General features: G+C 65.2%; 16 protein-coding genes. 5 read left to right on the top strand and 11 right to left on the bottom strand.

What is annotated here, in order from left to right; all coding sequences use genetic code 11:
- Positions 1–6: 6 nt before the first annotated feature.
- From ACODS2_RS15285 to ACODS2_RS15330, 10 genes are all read right to left on the bottom strand, one after another.
- Positions 7–1077, bottom strand: a complete 1071-nt coding sequence (locus ACODS2_RS15285; protein ID WP_488999614.1) for a Rieske 2Fe-2S domain-containing protein — start codon at positions 1075–1077, stop codon at positions 7–9.
- A gap of 13 nt (positions 1078–1090) precedes the next feature.
- Positions 1091–1624: a 2,4'-dihydroxyacetophenone dioxygenase family protein gene (locus ACODS2_RS15290; RefSeq protein WP_488999615.1), complete on the bottom strand. Its 534-nt coding sequence runs from the start codon at positions 1622–1624 to the stop codon at positions 1091–1093.
- 11 nt (positions 1625–1635) lie between these two features.
- Positions 1636–2172, bottom strand: a complete 537-nt coding sequence (locus ACODS2_RS15295; protein ID WP_298172968.1) for a 2,4'-dihydroxyacetophenone dioxygenase family protein — start codon at positions 2170–2172, stop codon at positions 1636–1638.
- Between the two features lie 14 nt (positions 2173–2186).
- The gene (locus tag ACODS2_RS15300) at positions 2187–2720 is read right to left on the bottom strand and encodes a 2,4'-dihydroxyacetophenone dioxygenase family protein (protein WP_298172971.1); all 534 of its coding nucleotides are present in this window, start codon (positions 2718–2720) and stop codon (positions 2187–2189) included.
- Between the two features lie 63 nt (positions 2721–2783).
- Positions 2784–5309 carry a TonB-dependent receptor gene (locus tag ACODS2_RS15305; RefSeq protein ID WP_488999616.1) on the bottom strand — a complete coding sequence of 842 codons (2526 nt, stop codon included), beginning with the start codon at positions 5307–5309 and terminating at the stop codon, positions 2784–2786.
- Positions 5310–5460: 151 nt separating this feature from the next.
- Positions 5461–6393, bottom strand: a complete 933-nt coding sequence (locus ACODS2_RS15310; RefSeq protein WP_488999617.1) for a helix-turn-helix domain-containing protein — start codon at positions 6391–6393, stop codon at positions 5461–5463.
- 72 nt (positions 6394–6465) lie between these two features.
- A complete protein-coding gene (locus ACODS2_RS15315) occupies positions 6466–7707 on the bottom strand; it encodes an MFS transporter (RefSeq protein ID WP_488999618.1) in 1242 nt (413 codons plus the stop codon).
- Entirely contained in the window at positions 7704–8252 is a 549-nt protein-coding gene (locus tag ACODS2_RS15320) for a VOC family protein (protein WP_488999619.1), read from the bottom strand. The genes ACODS2_RS15315 and ACODS2_RS15320 overlap by 4 nt, the downstream gene beginning before the upstream one ends.
- Positions 8253–8329: 77 nt before the next feature.
- A complete protein-coding gene (locus ACODS2_RS15325; protein ID WP_488999620.1) occupies positions 8330–9343 on the bottom strand; it encodes a zinc-dependent alcohol dehydrogenase family protein in 1014 nt (337 codons plus the stop codon).
- Positions 9344–9464: 121 nt separating this feature from the next.
- Positions 9465–10292, bottom strand: coding sequence for an IclR family transcriptional regulator domain-containing protein (locus tag ACODS2_RS15330; RefSeq protein WP_488999621.1), 828 nt, complete (start codon positions 10290–10292; stop codon positions 9465–9467).
- Positions 10293–10435: 143 nt separating this feature from the next.
- On the opposite strand from ACODS2_RS15330, the gene ACODS2_RS15335 reads away from it, so the two are divergent.
- The 5 genes from ACODS2_RS15335 to ACODS2_RS15355 are packed head-to-tail and all read left to right on the top strand — an operon-like array spanning position 10436 to position 15786.
- A complete protein-coding gene (locus ACODS2_RS15335; RefSeq protein WP_488999622.1) occupies positions 10436–11665 on the top strand; it encodes a Tm-1-like ATP-binding domain-containing protein in 1230 nt (409 codons plus the stop codon).
- A 13-nt stretch (positions 11666–11678) separates the two neighbouring features.
- Positions 11679–12125 carry an acetyl-CoA carboxylase biotin carboxyl carrier protein gene (locus tag ACODS2_RS15340; protein WP_488999623.1) on the top strand — a complete coding sequence of 149 codons (447 nt, stop codon included), beginning with the start codon at positions 11679–11681 and terminating at the stop codon, positions 12123–12125.
- An 18-nt stretch (positions 12126–12143) separates the two neighbouring features.
- On the top strand, positions 12144–13478 hold the full coding sequence (locus tag ACODS2_RS15345) for an acetyl-CoA carboxylase biotin carboxylase subunit (protein ID WP_488999624.1): 1335 nt from the start codon (positions 12144–12146) through the stop codon (positions 13476–13478).
- On the top strand, positions 13475–14947 hold the full coding sequence (locus tag ACODS2_RS15350) for a biotin carboxyl carrier protein (protein ID WP_488999625.1): 1473 nt from the start codon (positions 13475–13477) through the stop codon (positions 14945–14947). Before ACODS2_RS15345 ends, ACODS2_RS15350 begins: the two co-directional genes overlap by 4 nt.
- Positions 14944–15786: an HAD-IIA family hydrolase gene (locus ACODS2_RS15355; protein ID WP_488999626.1), complete on the top strand. Its 843-nt coding sequence runs from the start codon at positions 14944–14946 to the stop codon at positions 15784–15786. Before ACODS2_RS15350 ends, ACODS2_RS15355 begins: the two co-directional genes overlap by 4 nt.
- Here ACODS2_RS15355 and ACODS2_RS15360 read toward each other — a convergent pair.
- Positions 15783–16052, bottom strand: a complete 270-nt coding sequence (locus ACODS2_RS15360) for an HNH endonuclease (RefSeq protein ID WP_488999627.1) — start codon at positions 16050–16052, stop codon at positions 15783–15785. The two genes, ACODS2_RS15355 and ACODS2_RS15360, sit on opposite strands and share 4 nt — an antisense overlap.
- Position 16053: the final 1 nt, after the last annotated feature.

Here is a 16053-nt window from a genome sequence, read left to right on the forward strand (position 1 = left end):
GCGGCCCTATTCGGCGGCTTGCGGTTGTCGTTCCCGGTCTATCAGGCGTTGCAACATGCGGCGCGCGCGCACCCCGCCGCCATCGCCGTTCAGGATGAGCGGGCGCAGATCCCAGAAATCGGTGCCGCGCATCAGGCGGTGGCTGTCGCGGATCAGCGGCATGTCCTCCTGCTCGAACGCGAATTCGAGCGCACCGCGCATACCGGCAGTGAACTCCGCGTCGCCCAGCGCGAAATCGCGTGCGGTCGCCCAGAAGTAGTGCGTGGTGTCAGGCGTTTCGGGGGTGAATGCGTGCAGCGAGGGCAACAGCGTGCAGTCCTCGCGCGGCGTGCCCGGAGGTCCGGCGCGAAAATCGAAATAGAGCACAGCGGGGGCGTGCCAGACGACCCAGCCATAGAAATCCTGCTTGACCCCAACGCGCCCCAGCATCCCGCCGATGCCCTCGGAGAGGTAGTCATCGAGACGGATGTATTCCGCGTGGACCGTCTCGCCGTCCTGCCAGAACTTGCGGGTCCCCTCGGTGAAGGCTGCGGCCACCAGCGCGGGATGGACAAAGTTGGCGTGGCTCAGGTCGAGGATATTGTCGCTGTAGAGTTCGTAGTGCCCTTCCGCCACGGTTGCTCCGCGAACGGCTTCCCACTTTGGATCGGAGAGCCAGCTGAAATCAGGGATCAGTGCGGGGTCCGCCTTGTCCGCCTCACCCATCCAGATCCACAGCAGCGCGTGGCGCTCCACGAGCGGATAGACCTGAAGCTTGCTTTCCGGCAGCTGCCCGCCGGGATGCGGATTGTGGACGCAGGCGCCGCTGCCATCGAAACGAAGGCCGTGATAGGGGCACATGAGCGCGCCTTCCACCACCTTGCCCTGCCCCAACGGCGCAAACCGGTGCGGGCAACGCCCCGTTACGGCGTTCGCCTTGCCCTCCCCATCGCGAAACAGCGCAACCGGTTCTTCAAGGAAGACGCGCTGCTGGGGCGCCGCGCCCAAATCCGTGGCCCAGCCCGCCACGTACCACGTGTTGCGCAGATACGTGCCGACCGGCTCCGCACCGAGTTTGGGGACCCCAGCGTCGCTCATGTCAGCCGCTCCCTCAGAGATAGAGCTGCTTGTTGATCGGGATGTTGTTTTCCCGGCAGTAGGTCTCGTAGTGGTTCATGAACCACCAGACATCGAGCGTCTCGACGTGGTTGCCGTGCTCGTCGAAGAACTCGTTGGCGCCCTGCATGTGGAACAGGGCCTTCATGCCGTTCGGATCATCGGTGACGAGCGTGTGCGCGGTGCCGGGGGTTTCGGTGATGAACTCGCCCGGCTTGCACACCCAGTCGTACTCGAGGTAGCGGAACGAGCCTTCAAGCCCGATCGCCCAGACCCGGCCGCGGTGCTTGTGTGTGCCGATCACCCCGGGGCCCTTGATCCACAGGATGTTGACGTAGACGTTATCACGCACGTCAAAAGCGAGGTGCCGGATCGCGGCGTTATCGCCGAAGGGAATCCACGGGCTTTCGGCTTCCGAGGCGCCGACGTAAGTGCCTTCGACGCCCTTGGACTTGATCAGCGCACCGTAAAGCTCGGGCACATCGACGATCTTGTAGGCCCCGGACGGCGGGGCAGTCATGGTGGCCATCGGGCGATCCCTCAGAGGTAGAGCTTGGGGTTGATGGGAATGTCGTTTTCCCGGCAGTAGGTCTCGTAGTGGTTGATGAACCACCAGACGTCCGAGGTATCGACGTAGCCGCCGTTCTCGTCGAAAAAGTCGATCGGCCCCTGCATCCACCCGAACAGCTTCACGCCTTCGGGATGCTCGGTGACGAGGGTGTGGCTTTCACCGGGGACTTCGAGGATCAGCCCGCCGGGCGAGGCGACCCAATCATACTCCAGATAGCGCACGCTGCCTTCGAGGCAGACCATCACGATCGTGCCGCGATGAAGGTGCGTGCCGATCGTTCCGGGGCTCTTCACCCAGAGGATGTTCGAGAAGATGCCCTGCCGCACGTCGAAGGCAAGGTGCTTGATTGCGGCGTTGTCGCCGAAGGGAACCCAGGGGCTGTCGACGTCGGTCTGGGCGTCGATGTAGCGCCCGCCCGGGCTCAGGCGCGCAACCAGCTCTTTGTGCGCGAAGCCGACATCGACGATGGCCTTCTTGGATGAAGGCGGTGCAGTCATGGCATTCATTGGGAAGCGCTCCTTCAGCGGATCAGCGTATCGACATAGTCGGCACCGATGCCGACCCGGTCATAATGCTCGCGCGCGTTCTTGATGTAGTCAAATACATCGAAGTGCCCGGTGGTGTTGCCATCATCATCCAGCCACATCAGCGGACCGGAGACGACGAAGAAGACTTTCATCGGGTCCTCGTGCTCGTAGCAGACCAGCGTGTGGCTCTCGCCCGGGGTCTCGTAGACGAAGTCGCCCGCAGTCGCGGTCCACTCGTGCTCGAGATAGGCCCACTTGCCGCTGATCGTGTAGGCCCAGATCGGGTGCGGGTGATAGTGCCGGTTCACCAGCCCCGCCGATTTCGACATGAGCACATCGGCCCACATGTTCTTGCTAGGGCTGATCCAGACGGGCTTGGAGCTCACCGTCTCGCTGATCGGCACCCAGTAGCGCTCATCGCCCTCGGCGATCTTCGACAGATAAACTTCGGGAAGGCTGCCTTCGCGGAACACCTTGTCGACCGGCTTGATGCCTTTCCAAAACTCGGAGTGGGCGGTTTCAGGCACGTTTGACTCTCCCTAGGTGAGAAGGGCGGGCGCATACGGCGCCCGCCCCCTGTTTTGTATGCCTCAGAACTTGAGACCGAGCTTGACGTACCATTCGCGCGGACGGCTGTAGGTGCCGTAGATCTGACCACCCGCGATCTGCGCCTGCCCGGTCACCAGATAGCGTGTATCGGTCAGGTTGGTCCCGCCCACCGTGAGGTCCCAGTGATCGCCCGGCTCCTTGTAGGTAACCGAGCCGTTGAGGATGTCCGTGCCCGGACGCTGCAGCAGATACGCGCGCTCGGTGTCGTTCCACAGCGACGAGGAGTGCGTGTAGTCGGCGATGAAGATCAGCTTGCCGCCGTTCTTGAACGCCGCTTCGTAGCGCGGGCTGATGTTGAACTTCCACTTCGGCGTCTTGGGCAGATCGGCGCCCGGGAACACACCGGCCTGGAACGGGTTGGCCGCAACCTGCGCCGGCGCCAGAACCGAGGTGTACTTGGCATCGAGATGGCCGATCGACGCGTTGATGGTGAAGCCATCGACCGGCGCCGCGGTCACTTCGACCTCGAAGCCCTTGATCTTGGCATCGCCCGCGTTCTGGATGGTCGGCGAGACGCCCTGCTGGAAGTTCAGCTGGATGCCCTTGTAGTCGGTCTGGAAGACCGCCGCGTTCACCTGCAAGCGGCGGTCGATCAGGGTCGACTTGACGCCCAGTTCATAGGTCGTGGCCTTTTCCTCGCCGAAGCCCGGAGCATAGGGCAGCGGGTTGGACAAGCGGGTGGTCCAGCCACCGGTCTTGTAGCCCTTCGACCAGCTGGCATAGACCATCACGTCGTCGTTGGGATGGAACTGCACGCCCACCTTCGGCGCGAAGTTGTTGAACTTCTTCTGCTGCGTTCCCGCAATGTAGTAGCGCAGCGGCTGTCCGGCATTCGGGAACCCTGCGGCGATGCGGCAAGCATCGCTGATCGGGTTGATGTTCGCGCAGGCCGGCGGGCCGGCGTCGATCCCGGCAAGGAAGTTCAGGATCTTGTAGGTCAGGCCGTTGGCGTCCGACTGGAAGCCCTCGAAGGTCTTGTCTTCGTGCGTGTAACGGCCGCCCACAGTGATGCCGAACATGTCGCTGAACTTGTAATCGACCTGACCGAAGAAAGCGTAGTTCTTGGTCGCCAGATCGTTGGGTCCATCGACCTGCAGCAGGCCTTCGGCGAAGGTCACGTAGTCATGCAGGTTGCCCGCTTCCTTGAAGTAGTAGGCGCCCAGCACGTAGTTCAGCTTCTTGTCCATGGCATTGCCGAGGAGCTGCAGCTCCTGGCTGAACTGCCACTGCTCGGTGGTGAAGCTGGTGTGGAGGAAGTTGAGCGGCGACCCGTCAAGATCGGTGCCCACGTTCCAGTGCAGCTCGCGGTAACCGGTGATCGACTTGATCGTGAGCGAATCGCTCAGATCGTAGGCCATCGTGAGCGAGCCGCCGTAGGACTTCAGCTTCGAGTAGTTGTTGCCGTTGGCGTAGCTCGTGTCGATGTTGCCGGTCACGAAGCGGTTGTCATAGGGCAAACGGTTGTTGCGCGGATCCGCATCGACATTCACGCCGTAGACGCTGGGATTGTCGAAGATCGAATTGAGGCCGCCGATGCCGCCGATGTAGGCGAACGCGGGCGGGCCGCCGCCGCAATCGGTGCTCGAGGCGATGATCGCGCAGTTGTAGGTGCCGGCGAAGACCGCGGGGGTCGTCGTGATCAGCGTGTTGGCGATCTGGCTCTGGTCGACGTTGGTGTAGTCTGCCGACAGCGTGGCGGTGAACGGACCCCTGTCGAACTTCAGCTTGCCGCGCAGGTTCCAGTTGCCGTCGCCGCCTTCGGTGCCGAGCCCGATGTTGTTGAAGCCCGCAGCCTTGTAGTTCTGGATGTTGGTCGAGGCGTAGTTGCCCGCGCCCGGATAGGCGATGCGCTTGAGGTAGCCGGTGCGGTTCTTGGTCGAGAAGCTCACCGAGGCGCCGAGGCCGTCCGTGATCGGCAGGTCAACCGTGCCGCGCGTCTGCACGAGGCTGAAGCGGCCGACGGTGACATCGCCCTTGAAGCGGAATTCCTTGCCCGGATCGTGTGTGACGATCGAGATCGCGCCGCCGATGGTGTTGCGGCCGAAAAGCGTGCCCTGCGGTCCCTTGAGCACTTCGATACGCTCGACATCGGGCAGGTCCTGGTTCGCGCCGACCGAGCGGGCGAGATAGACGCCGTCGAGATAGATGCCGACGCCCGGATCGATGTTGAAGGCGAAGTCATTGGCGCCGATGCCGCGGATATAGGCCGAAAGCACAGCCGTCGAACCCGAGAACGGCGTACCGGCATCGAGCGTGACGTTAGGCGCGATGTTCGAAAGCGCCGCGACGCTCGTCACCGAGCGTTCCTGCAGCGTATCAGCGGTGAAGGCGGAAATCGCGATCGGCACGTCCTGAACGTTTTCCGCACGCTTCTGCGCGGTCACGACGATTTCCGCGATGCCGCCTTCAGGGGCGGCCTCAGCCTGGGCCTGCGGTGCACTCTGCGCGAAAGCCGGACCGGCCAGCACGGCTGCGAGCACGGCAAGTGATACCGTTGTTCGTCTCATGTTGCTCTCCCTATCAAAATGTCACTGCCCGCTTCGCCCCCTGGCGGCCGGACATGCGCATTCGAATTCATACGCCGCTTCGGACCTATCGGCTTGGACTGGAGCGCAAGCTGATCAGGACTGGAGCGCAAGGTCGTACTGTTTCCGGCACCTATTTGCGCCGCCATTCACGTGGTGAAACGCCAAAGCGCTGCCGAAACGCACGGGCGAAGTAGGCGCTGTCGTTGAAACCCAGTTCGAAGGCGACTTCAGTGATGCTGGCATCGGGCGCGGCGCCGAGCCGCTCGGCGGCGCGTGCAAGGCGGCGATCGAGGATATAGGCGCTGGGGGTCGTGCCCATGCTGGCGAACAGGTTCTGGATGGTGCGGACGGATGCGCCGCAAGCGGCGGCGAGGCTGAGCGTGCGCAGCGCCGGGTCGGCCAGCTGAGCCTCGACAATCCCCAGCACGCGGCGGCGCAGCGCGCTGTCTGCCGAAGGAGCTGCGGCATCGGGCTTGGTCGCCCCGCGCATCGCCAGCGCAACGAGATCATAGAAGACCTGGCTGACGCCCTCCTGCCAATCCGGATCGGCGAAACCCTGCTGGCTCTGCCGCCAGAGCGACAGCAGGAAATCGTGAAATACGCGCGCACCCGGGCTGCCCCCGCTCATGCGCTGGCGCAATGCATCGTCAAGGCCGGGGAAACGTTCGGCAAGCGGCGCGCGCGGGAACTCGACGACCAGCAATTCGTGCGCGGCGAGATCGATCGCATAAGCCTCGTGCGGCGAGGCGATCACGAAATCGCCCGCACCCAGCATGGTCTCGGTGCCGCTCTGGCGGTGGCTGCTGGATCCCCGGCACTGCAGGTGGAGGATCAGCCGTTCCTCAGGCGTGTAGCGCGGATCGCGGCCAACGAACGAGGCGGTCGAGCGGGGGCGGATCATCGCAAGATCGCCGACCTGCCAGGTCCACATCTCGCCGGTGAAATCCTCGCTCGCGCTTTTCACGTAAGTGCCGCTGTACACTCGGTCGACCAGCGCGTTCCAGAACGCGAGCCGTTCGGGCGGGGCGATGCCATCGGTGGCGAACTTCTGCACTGCGGTCATGGCGGGCACATCCTTGGCAGAGAGGATCAGGGGCAGAGAGGATCAGGCCAGAAAGGATCAGGCCAGAAAGGATCAGGCTGGAGCGAGATTGCGGCGGGCGACAACGCGCGGTGCGGATTCAACGAGGCCGAGCGCGCAAATTCCGGCGAGAATGCACAGCACCAGCATAAGCCAGAGCGCGGCGGAGAGGCCGTAGACGTCGGCCAGCGCGCCGGCGAGGAAGGGGCTGAGCACGCCGCCCAGCACCTCGCCGGTGCCCATCACGACGCCGGTGAGCGTAGCCGTCAGGCGCGGATCGACCGATTCCGACGGGATCGTCGCCATGAACATCGGGAACAGGCCGTTAAGCCCCCACCCGAAGAAGAAGATCGCAGCCAGAACCCAGGGCGAACCGGTGTAGTAGAGCCCGCCCAGCGGCAGGATCACGCCAAGGAAGGCGAAGCCGATCATCACCGGGCGGCGCCCGATCGCGTCTGAAATGGCCGGGACGACAAAGCTGCCGAGGCCCGCTGAAAGGCCCAGTGTCGCCATGAGCCAGCCCATTGTCTCGGGCGCGAAGCCGCGCACCTTGGTGAGGTAGAGCGGCATGAAGGCCCAGCAGACGACAAGGTAGGAGACCAGCAGCACAGAGATGATCGCGCAAAGCACAACGTTGCGGTGGCGAAAGGCCTCGCCCAGAGGGACCTTGGGCTGTGCTTCGTCATGAACTTCGGCAGGCGGCTCTCGCAGGGTGAACCAGATCAGGATCGCTGTGATGAGGCCGGGCGCGGCAGCGAGATAGAACCCCTCGCGCCAGCCATAGGCGGCGGCAACCGGCACGAGCAGCAACGGCGCCAGCCCCGAGCCGAGCAGGTTCGAGCCGAGGTTCTGCGCCACGCCCATCGCCAGCCCCCGCCGCTCGGGCGCGACTTCGCTGACGATCATCGAGTGGCTGACCGGCATGACGCCGCCTTCCGCCGCACCCATCAGGAGCCGCGCGCCGAGGAGCATGAAGAACGAGGAGGCTAGGCCGGAGGCAAACGAGCACAGGCAGAACGCAATCGTCGCGACAACGACCACCGGCTTCTTCGAACCAAGCTTGTCCGAAATGCGCCCGACGGCGAGGCCGGACAGCGCCCACGTGAGCGAAAGTGCGGAGCTGAACATGCCCACTTGCGTGTTGCTGAGGTGCAGATCGGGCTGCACGAACGGCATGAGGAAATTGAGCGCGTTGCGGTCGAAGAACAGGATACCGAAGTTGAGGCTGAGGAGCCCGACAACCCACGCCTGATAGCCGCCGCTAGCGCGCTGCGAAGAGACCGAGGCGCCGCTCACAGGAACGACCTCACGGGGTCGGTCTGGCCGTCCCAGCCCTGCGCGGCCTGCCACTGCGCGGTGAACAGGGTGTTCATGCCCTCGGTCGCGGGGATCAGTTCGAGGAAACCGGGCGCGGCGGGATCGGCGCTTTCGAGATAGGCGACCGAGCCGCCCGTCGGCACCGGCGCCCGGAAAGCGAGCGTGTGGCCACGGTCAAGATAGTCGGGAAGCGCAGCATCGACATCGGTGAACGCGATGCCGAAGTGGTGAAAGCCATAGCCGCGCGCCTCGATGGTTTCGCGGTAGACGCTGGGATGATCATCGAGCGGCTGGATCAGTTCGATTTGCATGTGCCCGGCAAAGCCCATTGCGATGGCGACATCGGCCTCGGACACCTGCCCGCGATAAATCTGCCCCTCACCCAGAAAATGTTCGAGCAGGAAGAAAGGCCCTGCCCCGCAATCGCGCTGGAAATGGGAGATGGCGGCATGGATATCCGCAACCACGAACGCGGTCTGCACCACACCGCCGATGCGCTGTCCAAAGCCCAGAGCCAATTCCATGCCTTGTCTTCCCCTACCCTCGTGCCCGCCGTTTACCCGGCTTGGCTGTTATGGCTTGGGCCCTGCGGCCCCGATGTTCAGAGCGTGATCACGACCTTGCCGAACAAGGCGCTGGAGGACTGGTAGCAATAGGCCTCGACCGCATCTTCGATCCCGAAGGTGCGGTCGATCACCGGCTTGATGCCATGCGTATCGATGAAGGCGTTGAGCCGGCTCGCCATGCCGCGCGAGCCCACAAAGATGCCGCGGATCGAGCCGCCCTTGAACATCAGCGGATGCGGGTTGGTATCGCCTTCGCGGGTCAGCACGCCGATCAGCGCAATCTCGCCGCCGTAGCCGACCGCGGTGATGCTCTGCTTGAGCGTGCCCGCTCCGCCAACTTCGACGACATGGTCCACGCCGCCGCCCGAAAGATCGGCCGCAGCAGCACCCCAGGCGGGCACTTCGCGGTAGTTGATCGTGCTATCGGCGCCGAGTGCGGTCACGCGGGCGAGCTTTTCGTCCGAGGAACTGGTTGCAATCACTTGCGCACCTGCCGCCTTGGCGATCTGCAGCGCGAGGAGCGAAACGCCGCCAGTGCCAAGCACCAGCACGCTTTCGCCGGGGCGGACCGGGTGCGGCCCCTCCATCAGCGCGTTCCACGCCGTCACCCCGGCGCAGGGCAGGCACGCCGCTTCCTCGAACGAGAGGCTTTGCGCCAGCGGCACGACGCCGTGTTCCGGCAGGACGACGAGGTCCTGCAACATGCCGGTTGCCGGCGGCGCACCCAGCGCAGGGCCCGCGCCGGGGTTTGGCGGGCCATCGATCCAGTTCTGGAAGAAGGTTCCGGCCACGCGGTCGCCCGGTTTGACCGAGGTGACCCCTGCCCCCACCGCAACAACTTCGCCCGCGCCATCGGACAGCGGCACGGTATCGACCGGCACGGTGCCGCCCATGTAGAGACCCTGCGGAATGATCTGGTCGCGGTAGTTGAGCGAGCAGGCGCGCACGCGCACCAGCACTTCGCCCGGGCCCGCCTGCGGCTCGGGCACATCGAGCAGCGCCATATCGTCCAAGGACGAAGCGCCCGCCCGGATTACCCACTGCCGCATGCTTTCTGCCTCCCTCTATCCCGTGGTGGGATAGTCGCACAGGAGGCCGCCGATTTAATCAGCAACACAAACAGATTTCACAGGATGCAACGAAGTTCCATCGCGCCGCGCAAGTGCCGGATCAGGCGGGATTTCCTTGAGGGGCGAGGCCAGCCGATTGCGCGGCGACGGCGTATCCTATCGCTTGTGCCGTCTGGTGGAGGGCATCGAGGTGCCGGTGCATCACGGCTTCGTCGGTTCCCCGCTTGGCCGGCCAGGTCAGGTTGATCGTGGCAATCGGCGCGCCGCTCGCCACGATAGCAACAGCCATCGAACGGCGCCCATCGCGCAGCACGAGCTGCTTCGAACGGTCCGGCCAGGGGTGCAGCGGTTCGCGCAAGGCATAGCCGCGCTCGCGGGTTTCCTTGAGGATCGCGCGGAGGTCGTCCTCGCTGCCGGGTGCGGCATCCTTGGGGCGCAGCCGCGCAATGATCGCCTCGCGTTCGCTCTCGTCGCAAGCGGCGAGATAGGCGCGGCCGGTGGCGGTGTGGATATAGGAAAGCTTCACCCCAACCGGCCCGAGAATGGCGGAATCGAGCCGGAACAGCGGGCTGTTCGTCTCGAGGATTTCCATGTGATCGAGACGCGGCACGCCCAGTACAGATGGCCATGCCACCTTGGTCGATAGCGCCTTCATATAGGGCGAGGCGATCTCGGCAATATGCTCTACCGCGCTGCCCGTGCCGCGCGCTGCCGCGCCAATGTGCGGAAGATAGGCGCCATCGGCAAGGCGCTGCCAGACAAGGCCCTTGCGCCCGAGCGTGAGCAGCATGCGCAGCAAAGTGGCCTTGGGAAGCTTCAGCGCCTGATGCAGTTCATGCAGGCTCACCGCACGACGCGCCTGCACTTCGAGCAACACATCGAGCCCCCGCTCCAGCGCGCGCACCGTCTTTACCTTGCGTTCCAGCATCGTCTCTTCCCGGTGTCATTGTCGCCGGAAGAGGCCCTGCGGCCCATCAGCGTGTTTCACCTTATGCAACGCGCACATTGCATACCGTGGTGCAATGTCAACCGCGATGTCGCACTCTTGGGACAGGGAGACGAGGGATAGCCATGGCTGAAACGACGAAGCCGAGCGTCATGCTGATCGTGACGCAGGATACCAAGGAAGAGGAAGCAGGCTTCGTTCGCGCCGTGCTGGAAGCAGCGGGCGTGCGCGTGGTGCATCTCGATCCCAGCGTGCGGCGCACAGTTGGCGGCGCGGAAATTTCGCCGGAGGAGGTGGCGGCAGCGGCCGGCATGACCATAGAGCAGGTCCGCGCGCTTGGCCATGAAGGCAAGTGCCAGGACGCGATGATCCGCGGCTCCATCGCCGCTGCCCATGCGTGGAACGCCAGGGATCCGATTTCCGGCATTCTTGCGGTCGGCGGATCGATGGGTTCGGCGCTGGCGGGCGCGCTGATGCAGAGCTTCCCCTATGGCCTGCCGCGCATGATCGTCTCGACGATGGCCTCCGGGTTCACCAAGCCCTACATGGGCGTGCAGGACATCGCGATGATGAACGCGGTGACCGATATCTCCGGCCTCAATTCGATCAGCCGCGACGTGTTCCGCAATGCCGCCAACGCGGTCGCGGGCATGGCGAAGGGCTATGATCCCAAGGCCGCAGCAGAGAAACCGCTGGTGCTGATCACGACGCTCGGCACGACCGAGGCGAGTGTGAAGCGCATCCGCGAGGCGCTGGAAAGCGATGGCTGCGAGGTCATGGTGTTCCACTCCTCGGGCGCGGGCGGACCGACGCTCGATGGCCTCGCGGCGGGCAAGGATGTCGCGCTGGTACTCGATCTTTCGCAGACCGAGATCATCGACCACATCTTCGGCGGGCTTGCCGATACCGGGCCGGATCGCGGACGACCGGCGCTGCTCAAGGGCATCCCGACGATCCTTGCGCCGGGCAATGCGGACTTCATCATCGGAGGGCCAATCGACGCGGCGCGCGAGCAATTCCCCGGTCGGCGCTATCACGAACACAACCCGCAGCTGACCGCCGTGCGCACAACGTTCGAGGATCTCAAGAAGCTCGCCGACCACCTCGCCGCCAATGTGCGTGATGCGAAGGGGCCAGTGCGAGTGTTCACCCCGCTCCACGGCTTCTCTAACCACGACAGCCCCGCCGGTCACCTGATGGACCCCAGCGTGCCACCGCCTTTTGCCGAATACCTGCGCGCAGTCATGCCTGCCGAGGTGCCGGTGACGGCCATCGACGCACACTTCAATGACACCGCCTTTTCCGACGCGATCATCGCCGCCTCGCGCGAGATGCTGGCCGCGGCCAAGGCCTGATGCGGACATTCCGATGAACGAGGATCTGCCCCTTACCGCCGAAGATGTTGCCGAGATCGCGGCAATCATCGAGGCCTCGCCTTACCGCGAGCTGGATCTATCCACCCGCCGGTTCCGCCTCCGCCTCGCGCGCGGAGACGGCGCGGAAGCCGGGCTGACGCAGGAGTGGCAATGGGCCGGCAGCGCGCCCGAAGCGGCCGCCGCCGTGGCTGAACACGCCTCCGATCCCGACGCTGTCCCGGCGCCGCTTCCCGGCACGTTCTACCACGCTCCGCAGCCCGGTGCGCCGCCGTTCGTGACGGTGGGTGATGAAGTATGGCCCGAAACCGTGGTCGGCATTGTCGAGACGATGAAGCTGATGAACCCGGTCCACGCCGGGCGCGCTGGCACGGTCGCCGAAGTCCTCGCCCCCAATGCGACAATGGTCGCCAAGGGCCAGCCCCTCTTCCGGCTCGTCTGAGCAAAAAGGGCAGGAACCATGATCCGCCGACTGTTCATAGCCAATCGCGGCGAAATCGCGCTGCGTGTGATCCGCACGGCCAGGGCGATGGGGATTACCACTGTGTTGGGCGTTTCCAGCGCCGACGCCGCCTCGCTTCCCGCGCTGATGGCGGACGAGACGGTGCTGCTGGGCCCCGGGCCGTCTTCTCAGAGCTACCTTGCGATCGAGAAGGTCGTCGCCGCAATGGTCGCAGCAAAGTGCGATGCGGTGCATCCGGGTTACGGCTTCCTTTCGGAAAACGCAGCCTTTGCGCGTGCGGTGGCGGAGGCGGGCATCCGCTTTGTCGGGCCCGATATCAGGACGCTCGAAGGCATGGGTGACAAGCTTGCCGCGCGTGCGCTGGCGGTCGAGGCGGGCCTCCCCGTGCTCCCCGGCGGCGAGGCGGCGACGCGCGAGGCAATTCACGCCCGCGCGGCCGAGACGGGCTATCCGCTGCTCCTCAAGGCGGTCGCGGGCGGCGGCGGCAAGGGCATGCGCCGGGTGGACAAGGCCGAAGAACTCGATGCTGCGCTCGATATGGCGCAGGCCGAAGCGCAAGCCGCGTTCGGCAACAGCGCGGTCTATGTCGAGCGGTTCGTGGCCAAAGGACGACACGTGGAAGTGCAGTTGCTCGGCGATGGCAGCAGCGCGATACACCTCGGCACCCGCGATTGTTCGATCCAGCGGCGGTTCCAGAAGCTGGTCGAGGAGGCCCCTGCCCCTGCCATGCCTGAGGAAGCACGCGCCGGGATCGAGGATGCTGCGGTCCGCCTTGCGCAGCATATCGGCTATCGCGGCGCGGGAACCGCCGAGTTTCTTGTCGATGCGACCGACTTCTCGTTCTACTTCCTCGAACTCAACGCGCGCATCCAGGTCGAGCATCCGGTGACCGAGGCGATCACCGGGGTCGATCTCGTCGAGCAGCAACTGCTGGTGGCAGCAGGCAAAAAGCTGACGCTCACGCAAGCGATGGTGCGCCCTGTCGGCCATGCCATCGAAGTGCGCATCAACGCCGAAGACCCCGAGGCCGATTTCCGCCCCGCGCCGGGCCGGATCGCGCGCGCGGCATGGCCCGCTGGCCCGGGCATCCGCGTCGATACCCACATTGCGGCCGGCGGCGAGGTGCCACCGTTCTACGATTCGCTGCTCGGCAAGCTGATCGTCCATGCGCCGAGCCGCAAGGAAGCGGTCGCGCGGCTCAAGGCGGCGCTGGCGAGCATTCGCATCGAAGGCGTGCCGACAACTGCCGGGCTCCACGCCCGCATCGCCGCCGATCCGCGCTTTGCGGCAGGGGGCGTCGACACCGGATTTCTGACGGGGCTAGCACAATGACAACGCTCAGGCTGGTCGACGTGACCATGCGCGATGGCAACCAGAGCCTGTGGGGCGCCACCGGGCTCAACACGGCGCATATGCTGCAAGCCGCAGCGCTGACCGAGGCCTGCGGTTTTCGCGCGATCGATTTCACCTCGTCGAGCCATATGGCGGTTGCGGTCCGCTACTTCCGCAACAACCCGTGGGAGCGGCTGCGGCGCATGGCAGCGGCCATGCCGACGACACCGTTGCAGTTCATCACCACCGGCCTGCGCTTCATTGCCTGGCAGCAGGCGGACCCGGAGTTCATGCGGCTCGTCTACCGCGCGCTGCAGGTGAACGGCGTCGGGCGCTTCGTGCTGCTCGATCCGATGCACGAAGTGCCCGCCGTGATCGAGGCCGCGCGGCTGGTGAAGGAGGAAGGCAGCGCCGAAGTGATGTGCGCCCTCACTTTCACACTCTCCGAAGTCCACACCGACAAGTTCTACGCCGATTTCGCCCGCGCGGTGGGCCAGAGCCCGGATATCGACCTGTTCTATATCAAGGACCCGTCCGGCCTGCTCTCGCTGGACCGGGTGCGCACGTTGGTGCCGGCGGTGAAGGCCGCGATCGGCAATCGCCCGCTCGAGATCCACGCCCACACCACGATCGGCCAAGGCATGCTCTCCAGCCTCGAGGCTGCCAAGCTCGGCATTTCGGCCATCCATGTTGGAATCGGCGCGGCGGGCGATGGGTCCTCGCTGCCAGAAGCGAACCGCATGCTCGCCAATCTCGATGAGGCGGGCCACACGGTCGAAATCGACCGCGCGGCGCTCGCGAAGCTGACCTCGTACTGGAACCGCCTCGCGCTTGCGGAAAACCTGCCGTTCGGTCAGCCGCAGAACTTCGACGCAAGTTTCCTGCGCCACCAGATCGCCGGCGGCGTGATGACGACGACCGCGCGCCAGCTTGCCGAGCTAGGCCTCGCAGACCGCCTGCCCGCCGTGATCGCCGAAACCGAACAGGTCCGCGCGGAGCTCGGCTATCCGATCATGGTTACGCCCTTCCCGCAAATGGTCATGAGCCAGGCGCTGTTCAACGTGATCGGGGATCGCCGCTATGCGCAGGTTTCCGATCAGGTCATCCGCTACTGCCTCGGCAAGTTCGGCAAGCCGACCTCGCCGATCGACCGCGATGTGCTGGCCGCGATCATGGACCGGCCCCGCGCCCGCGAACTGGAAAACGAACCCACATTTCCCGCACTCGGCGATCTGCGCCGCCAGTTCGGCCATGCCATGCCCGACGAGGAATTCCTCCTTCGCGCGGTCATGCCGCCGGAGCAGGTCGATGCCATGCTCGCCGCAGGCCCCTCGCGATCGACCTACACCCCCGAGGCCGCGCCGGTCATCGCGTTGCTGCGCAAGCTGGCCGCCAAACCCACCGCGCGCGACCTCGTGATCGAGCGCGGGTCCTTCCGCCTTGCCCTTCATGCCGGAGCCAGCCTGTGACCATTTCCCCCGAGAACGCCGCGCGGCTGAAGGATGCCGCCGGGTTCGTGTTCGACATGGACGGCACCATCGCGCTGGGCGACGCGCAAAGCGGCGGGCACAATGCCCTGCCCTATGCGGTGGCGCTGCTCGAAGCACTGAAGGCGCGCGGCACGCCCTTCGTGGTCTTCACCAATGGCACGGCCAAGCCGCCTGCCGCCTATGCCGCATCGCTGCGCAACGCCGGCTTCCCCGTGGACGACGGGCAGATGCTGACGCCTTCGTCCTCGACCGCCGATTGGCTCAAGCGCTCTGGCGTGGGCAAGGTGCGTGTACTGGGCAATGCCGGATGCCGCGCGCCGCTCGATGATGCGGGCCTCGATGTGGTGGGGCCGGACGAGGCCGCCGAAGGTGTCGAGGCGGTCTACACTGGCTGGTTCCGCGAGTTCGATTTTCCGGCGCTGGAGGCTGCCTGCGATTCGCTCTGGAAAGGCGCCAAGTTGCTGACTGCGAGCAATGTGCCCTTCTTCGCGACGGCGAATGGCCGCGCCATCGGTGCGAGCTATCCGATCAACGCGATGCTGACGGCAATGACCGGCAAGCGGCCGCGCATCCTCGGCAAGCCTTCCCGCGTGGCATTCGATACTGCGCGCCTGCTGATGGGCTTGCCGCGTGGTGCTGCAAAGCAGATGGTCGTGGTGGGCGATGACCCTGCGCTGGAGATGCGCATGGCCAATGCCGTGGGCGCGCTCTCCGTGGGGATGGCAACCGGGATCATGGCCAAGGGGGCAGAGCTTCCCGAGCGAGATCGTTCTGCGGTCCTGCTCGACAGCCTGCAGCCGCTGCTCGACCTGCTCTAACGCCGGCGCGCGGTAGGCGCGTGGAAATCGGCCGGCTTGCTCGCGACCCAGGCAACGAATTTCGCGATCACGGGCTGCGCGCGCAAGGCATCTGGATCAGCCCCGATCCGGGCCAGTTCGCCATTGCTGAACTGGGCATGGAGCGTGCGGTGGCAGATCGGATGGACCGCCACCGTATCGCGCCCGCCACGGCTTTTCGGCACGGGGTGGTGCCATTCCACTTTGCGGCCAAGTGGCCTTTCGCAAAGCCAGCAGGTCTCTGGCATC

It is taken from the genome of Novosphingobium sp. FG137 (assembly GCF_057809735.1).

Coding starts and splice junctions, on each gene's coding strand:
- ACODS2_RS15350 (WP_488999625.1), top strand. CDS start 13,475: ATGACAACGCTCAGGCTGGTCGACGTGACCATGCGCGATGGCAACCAG.
- ACODS2_RS15360 (WP_488999627.1), bottom strand. CDS start 16,052: ATGCCAGAGACCTGCTGGCTTTGCGAAAGGCCACTTGGCCGCAAAGTG.
- ACODS2_RS15295 (WP_298172968.1), bottom strand. CDS start 2,172: ATGAATGCCATGACTGCACCGCCTTCATCCAAGAAGGCCATCGTCGAT.
- ACODS2_RS15310 (WP_488999617.1), bottom strand. CDS start 6,393: ATGACCGCAGTGCAGAAGTTCGCCACCGATGGCATCGCCCCGCCCGAA.
- ACODS2_RS15285 (WP_488999614.1), bottom strand. CDS start 1,077: ATGAGCGACGCTGGGGTCCCCAAACTCGGTGCGGAGCCGGTCGGCACG.
- ACODS2_RS15325 (WP_488999620.1), bottom strand. CDS start 9,343: ATGCGGCAGTGGGTAATCCGGGCGGGCGCTTCGTCCTTGGACGATATG.
- ACODS2_RS15340 (WP_488999623.1), top strand. CDS start 11,679: ATGAACGAGGATCTGCCCCTTACCGCCGAAGATGTTGCCGAGATCGCG.
- ACODS2_RS15335 (WP_488999622.1), top strand. CDS start 10,436: ATGGCTGAAACGACGAAGCCGAGCGTCATGCTGATCGTGACGCAGGAT.
- ACODS2_RS15320 (WP_488999619.1), bottom strand. CDS start 8,252: ATGGAATTGGCTCTGGGCTTTGGACAGCGCATCGGCGGTGTGGTGCAG.
- ACODS2_RS15345 (WP_488999624.1), top strand. CDS start 12,144: ATGATCCGCCGACTGTTCATAGCCAATCGCGGCGAAATCGCGCTGCGT.
- ACODS2_RS15330 (WP_488999621.1), bottom strand. CDS start 10,292: ATGCTGGAACGCAAGGTAAAGACGGTGCGCGCGCTGGAGCGGGGGCTC.
- ACODS2_RS15290 (WP_488999615.1), bottom strand. CDS start 1,624: ATGGCCACCATGACTGCCCCGCCGTCCGGGGCCTACAAGATCGTCGAT.
- ACODS2_RS15305 (WP_488999616.1), bottom strand. CDS start 5,309: ATGAGACGAACAACGGTATCACTTGCCGTGCTCGCAGCCGTGCTGGCC.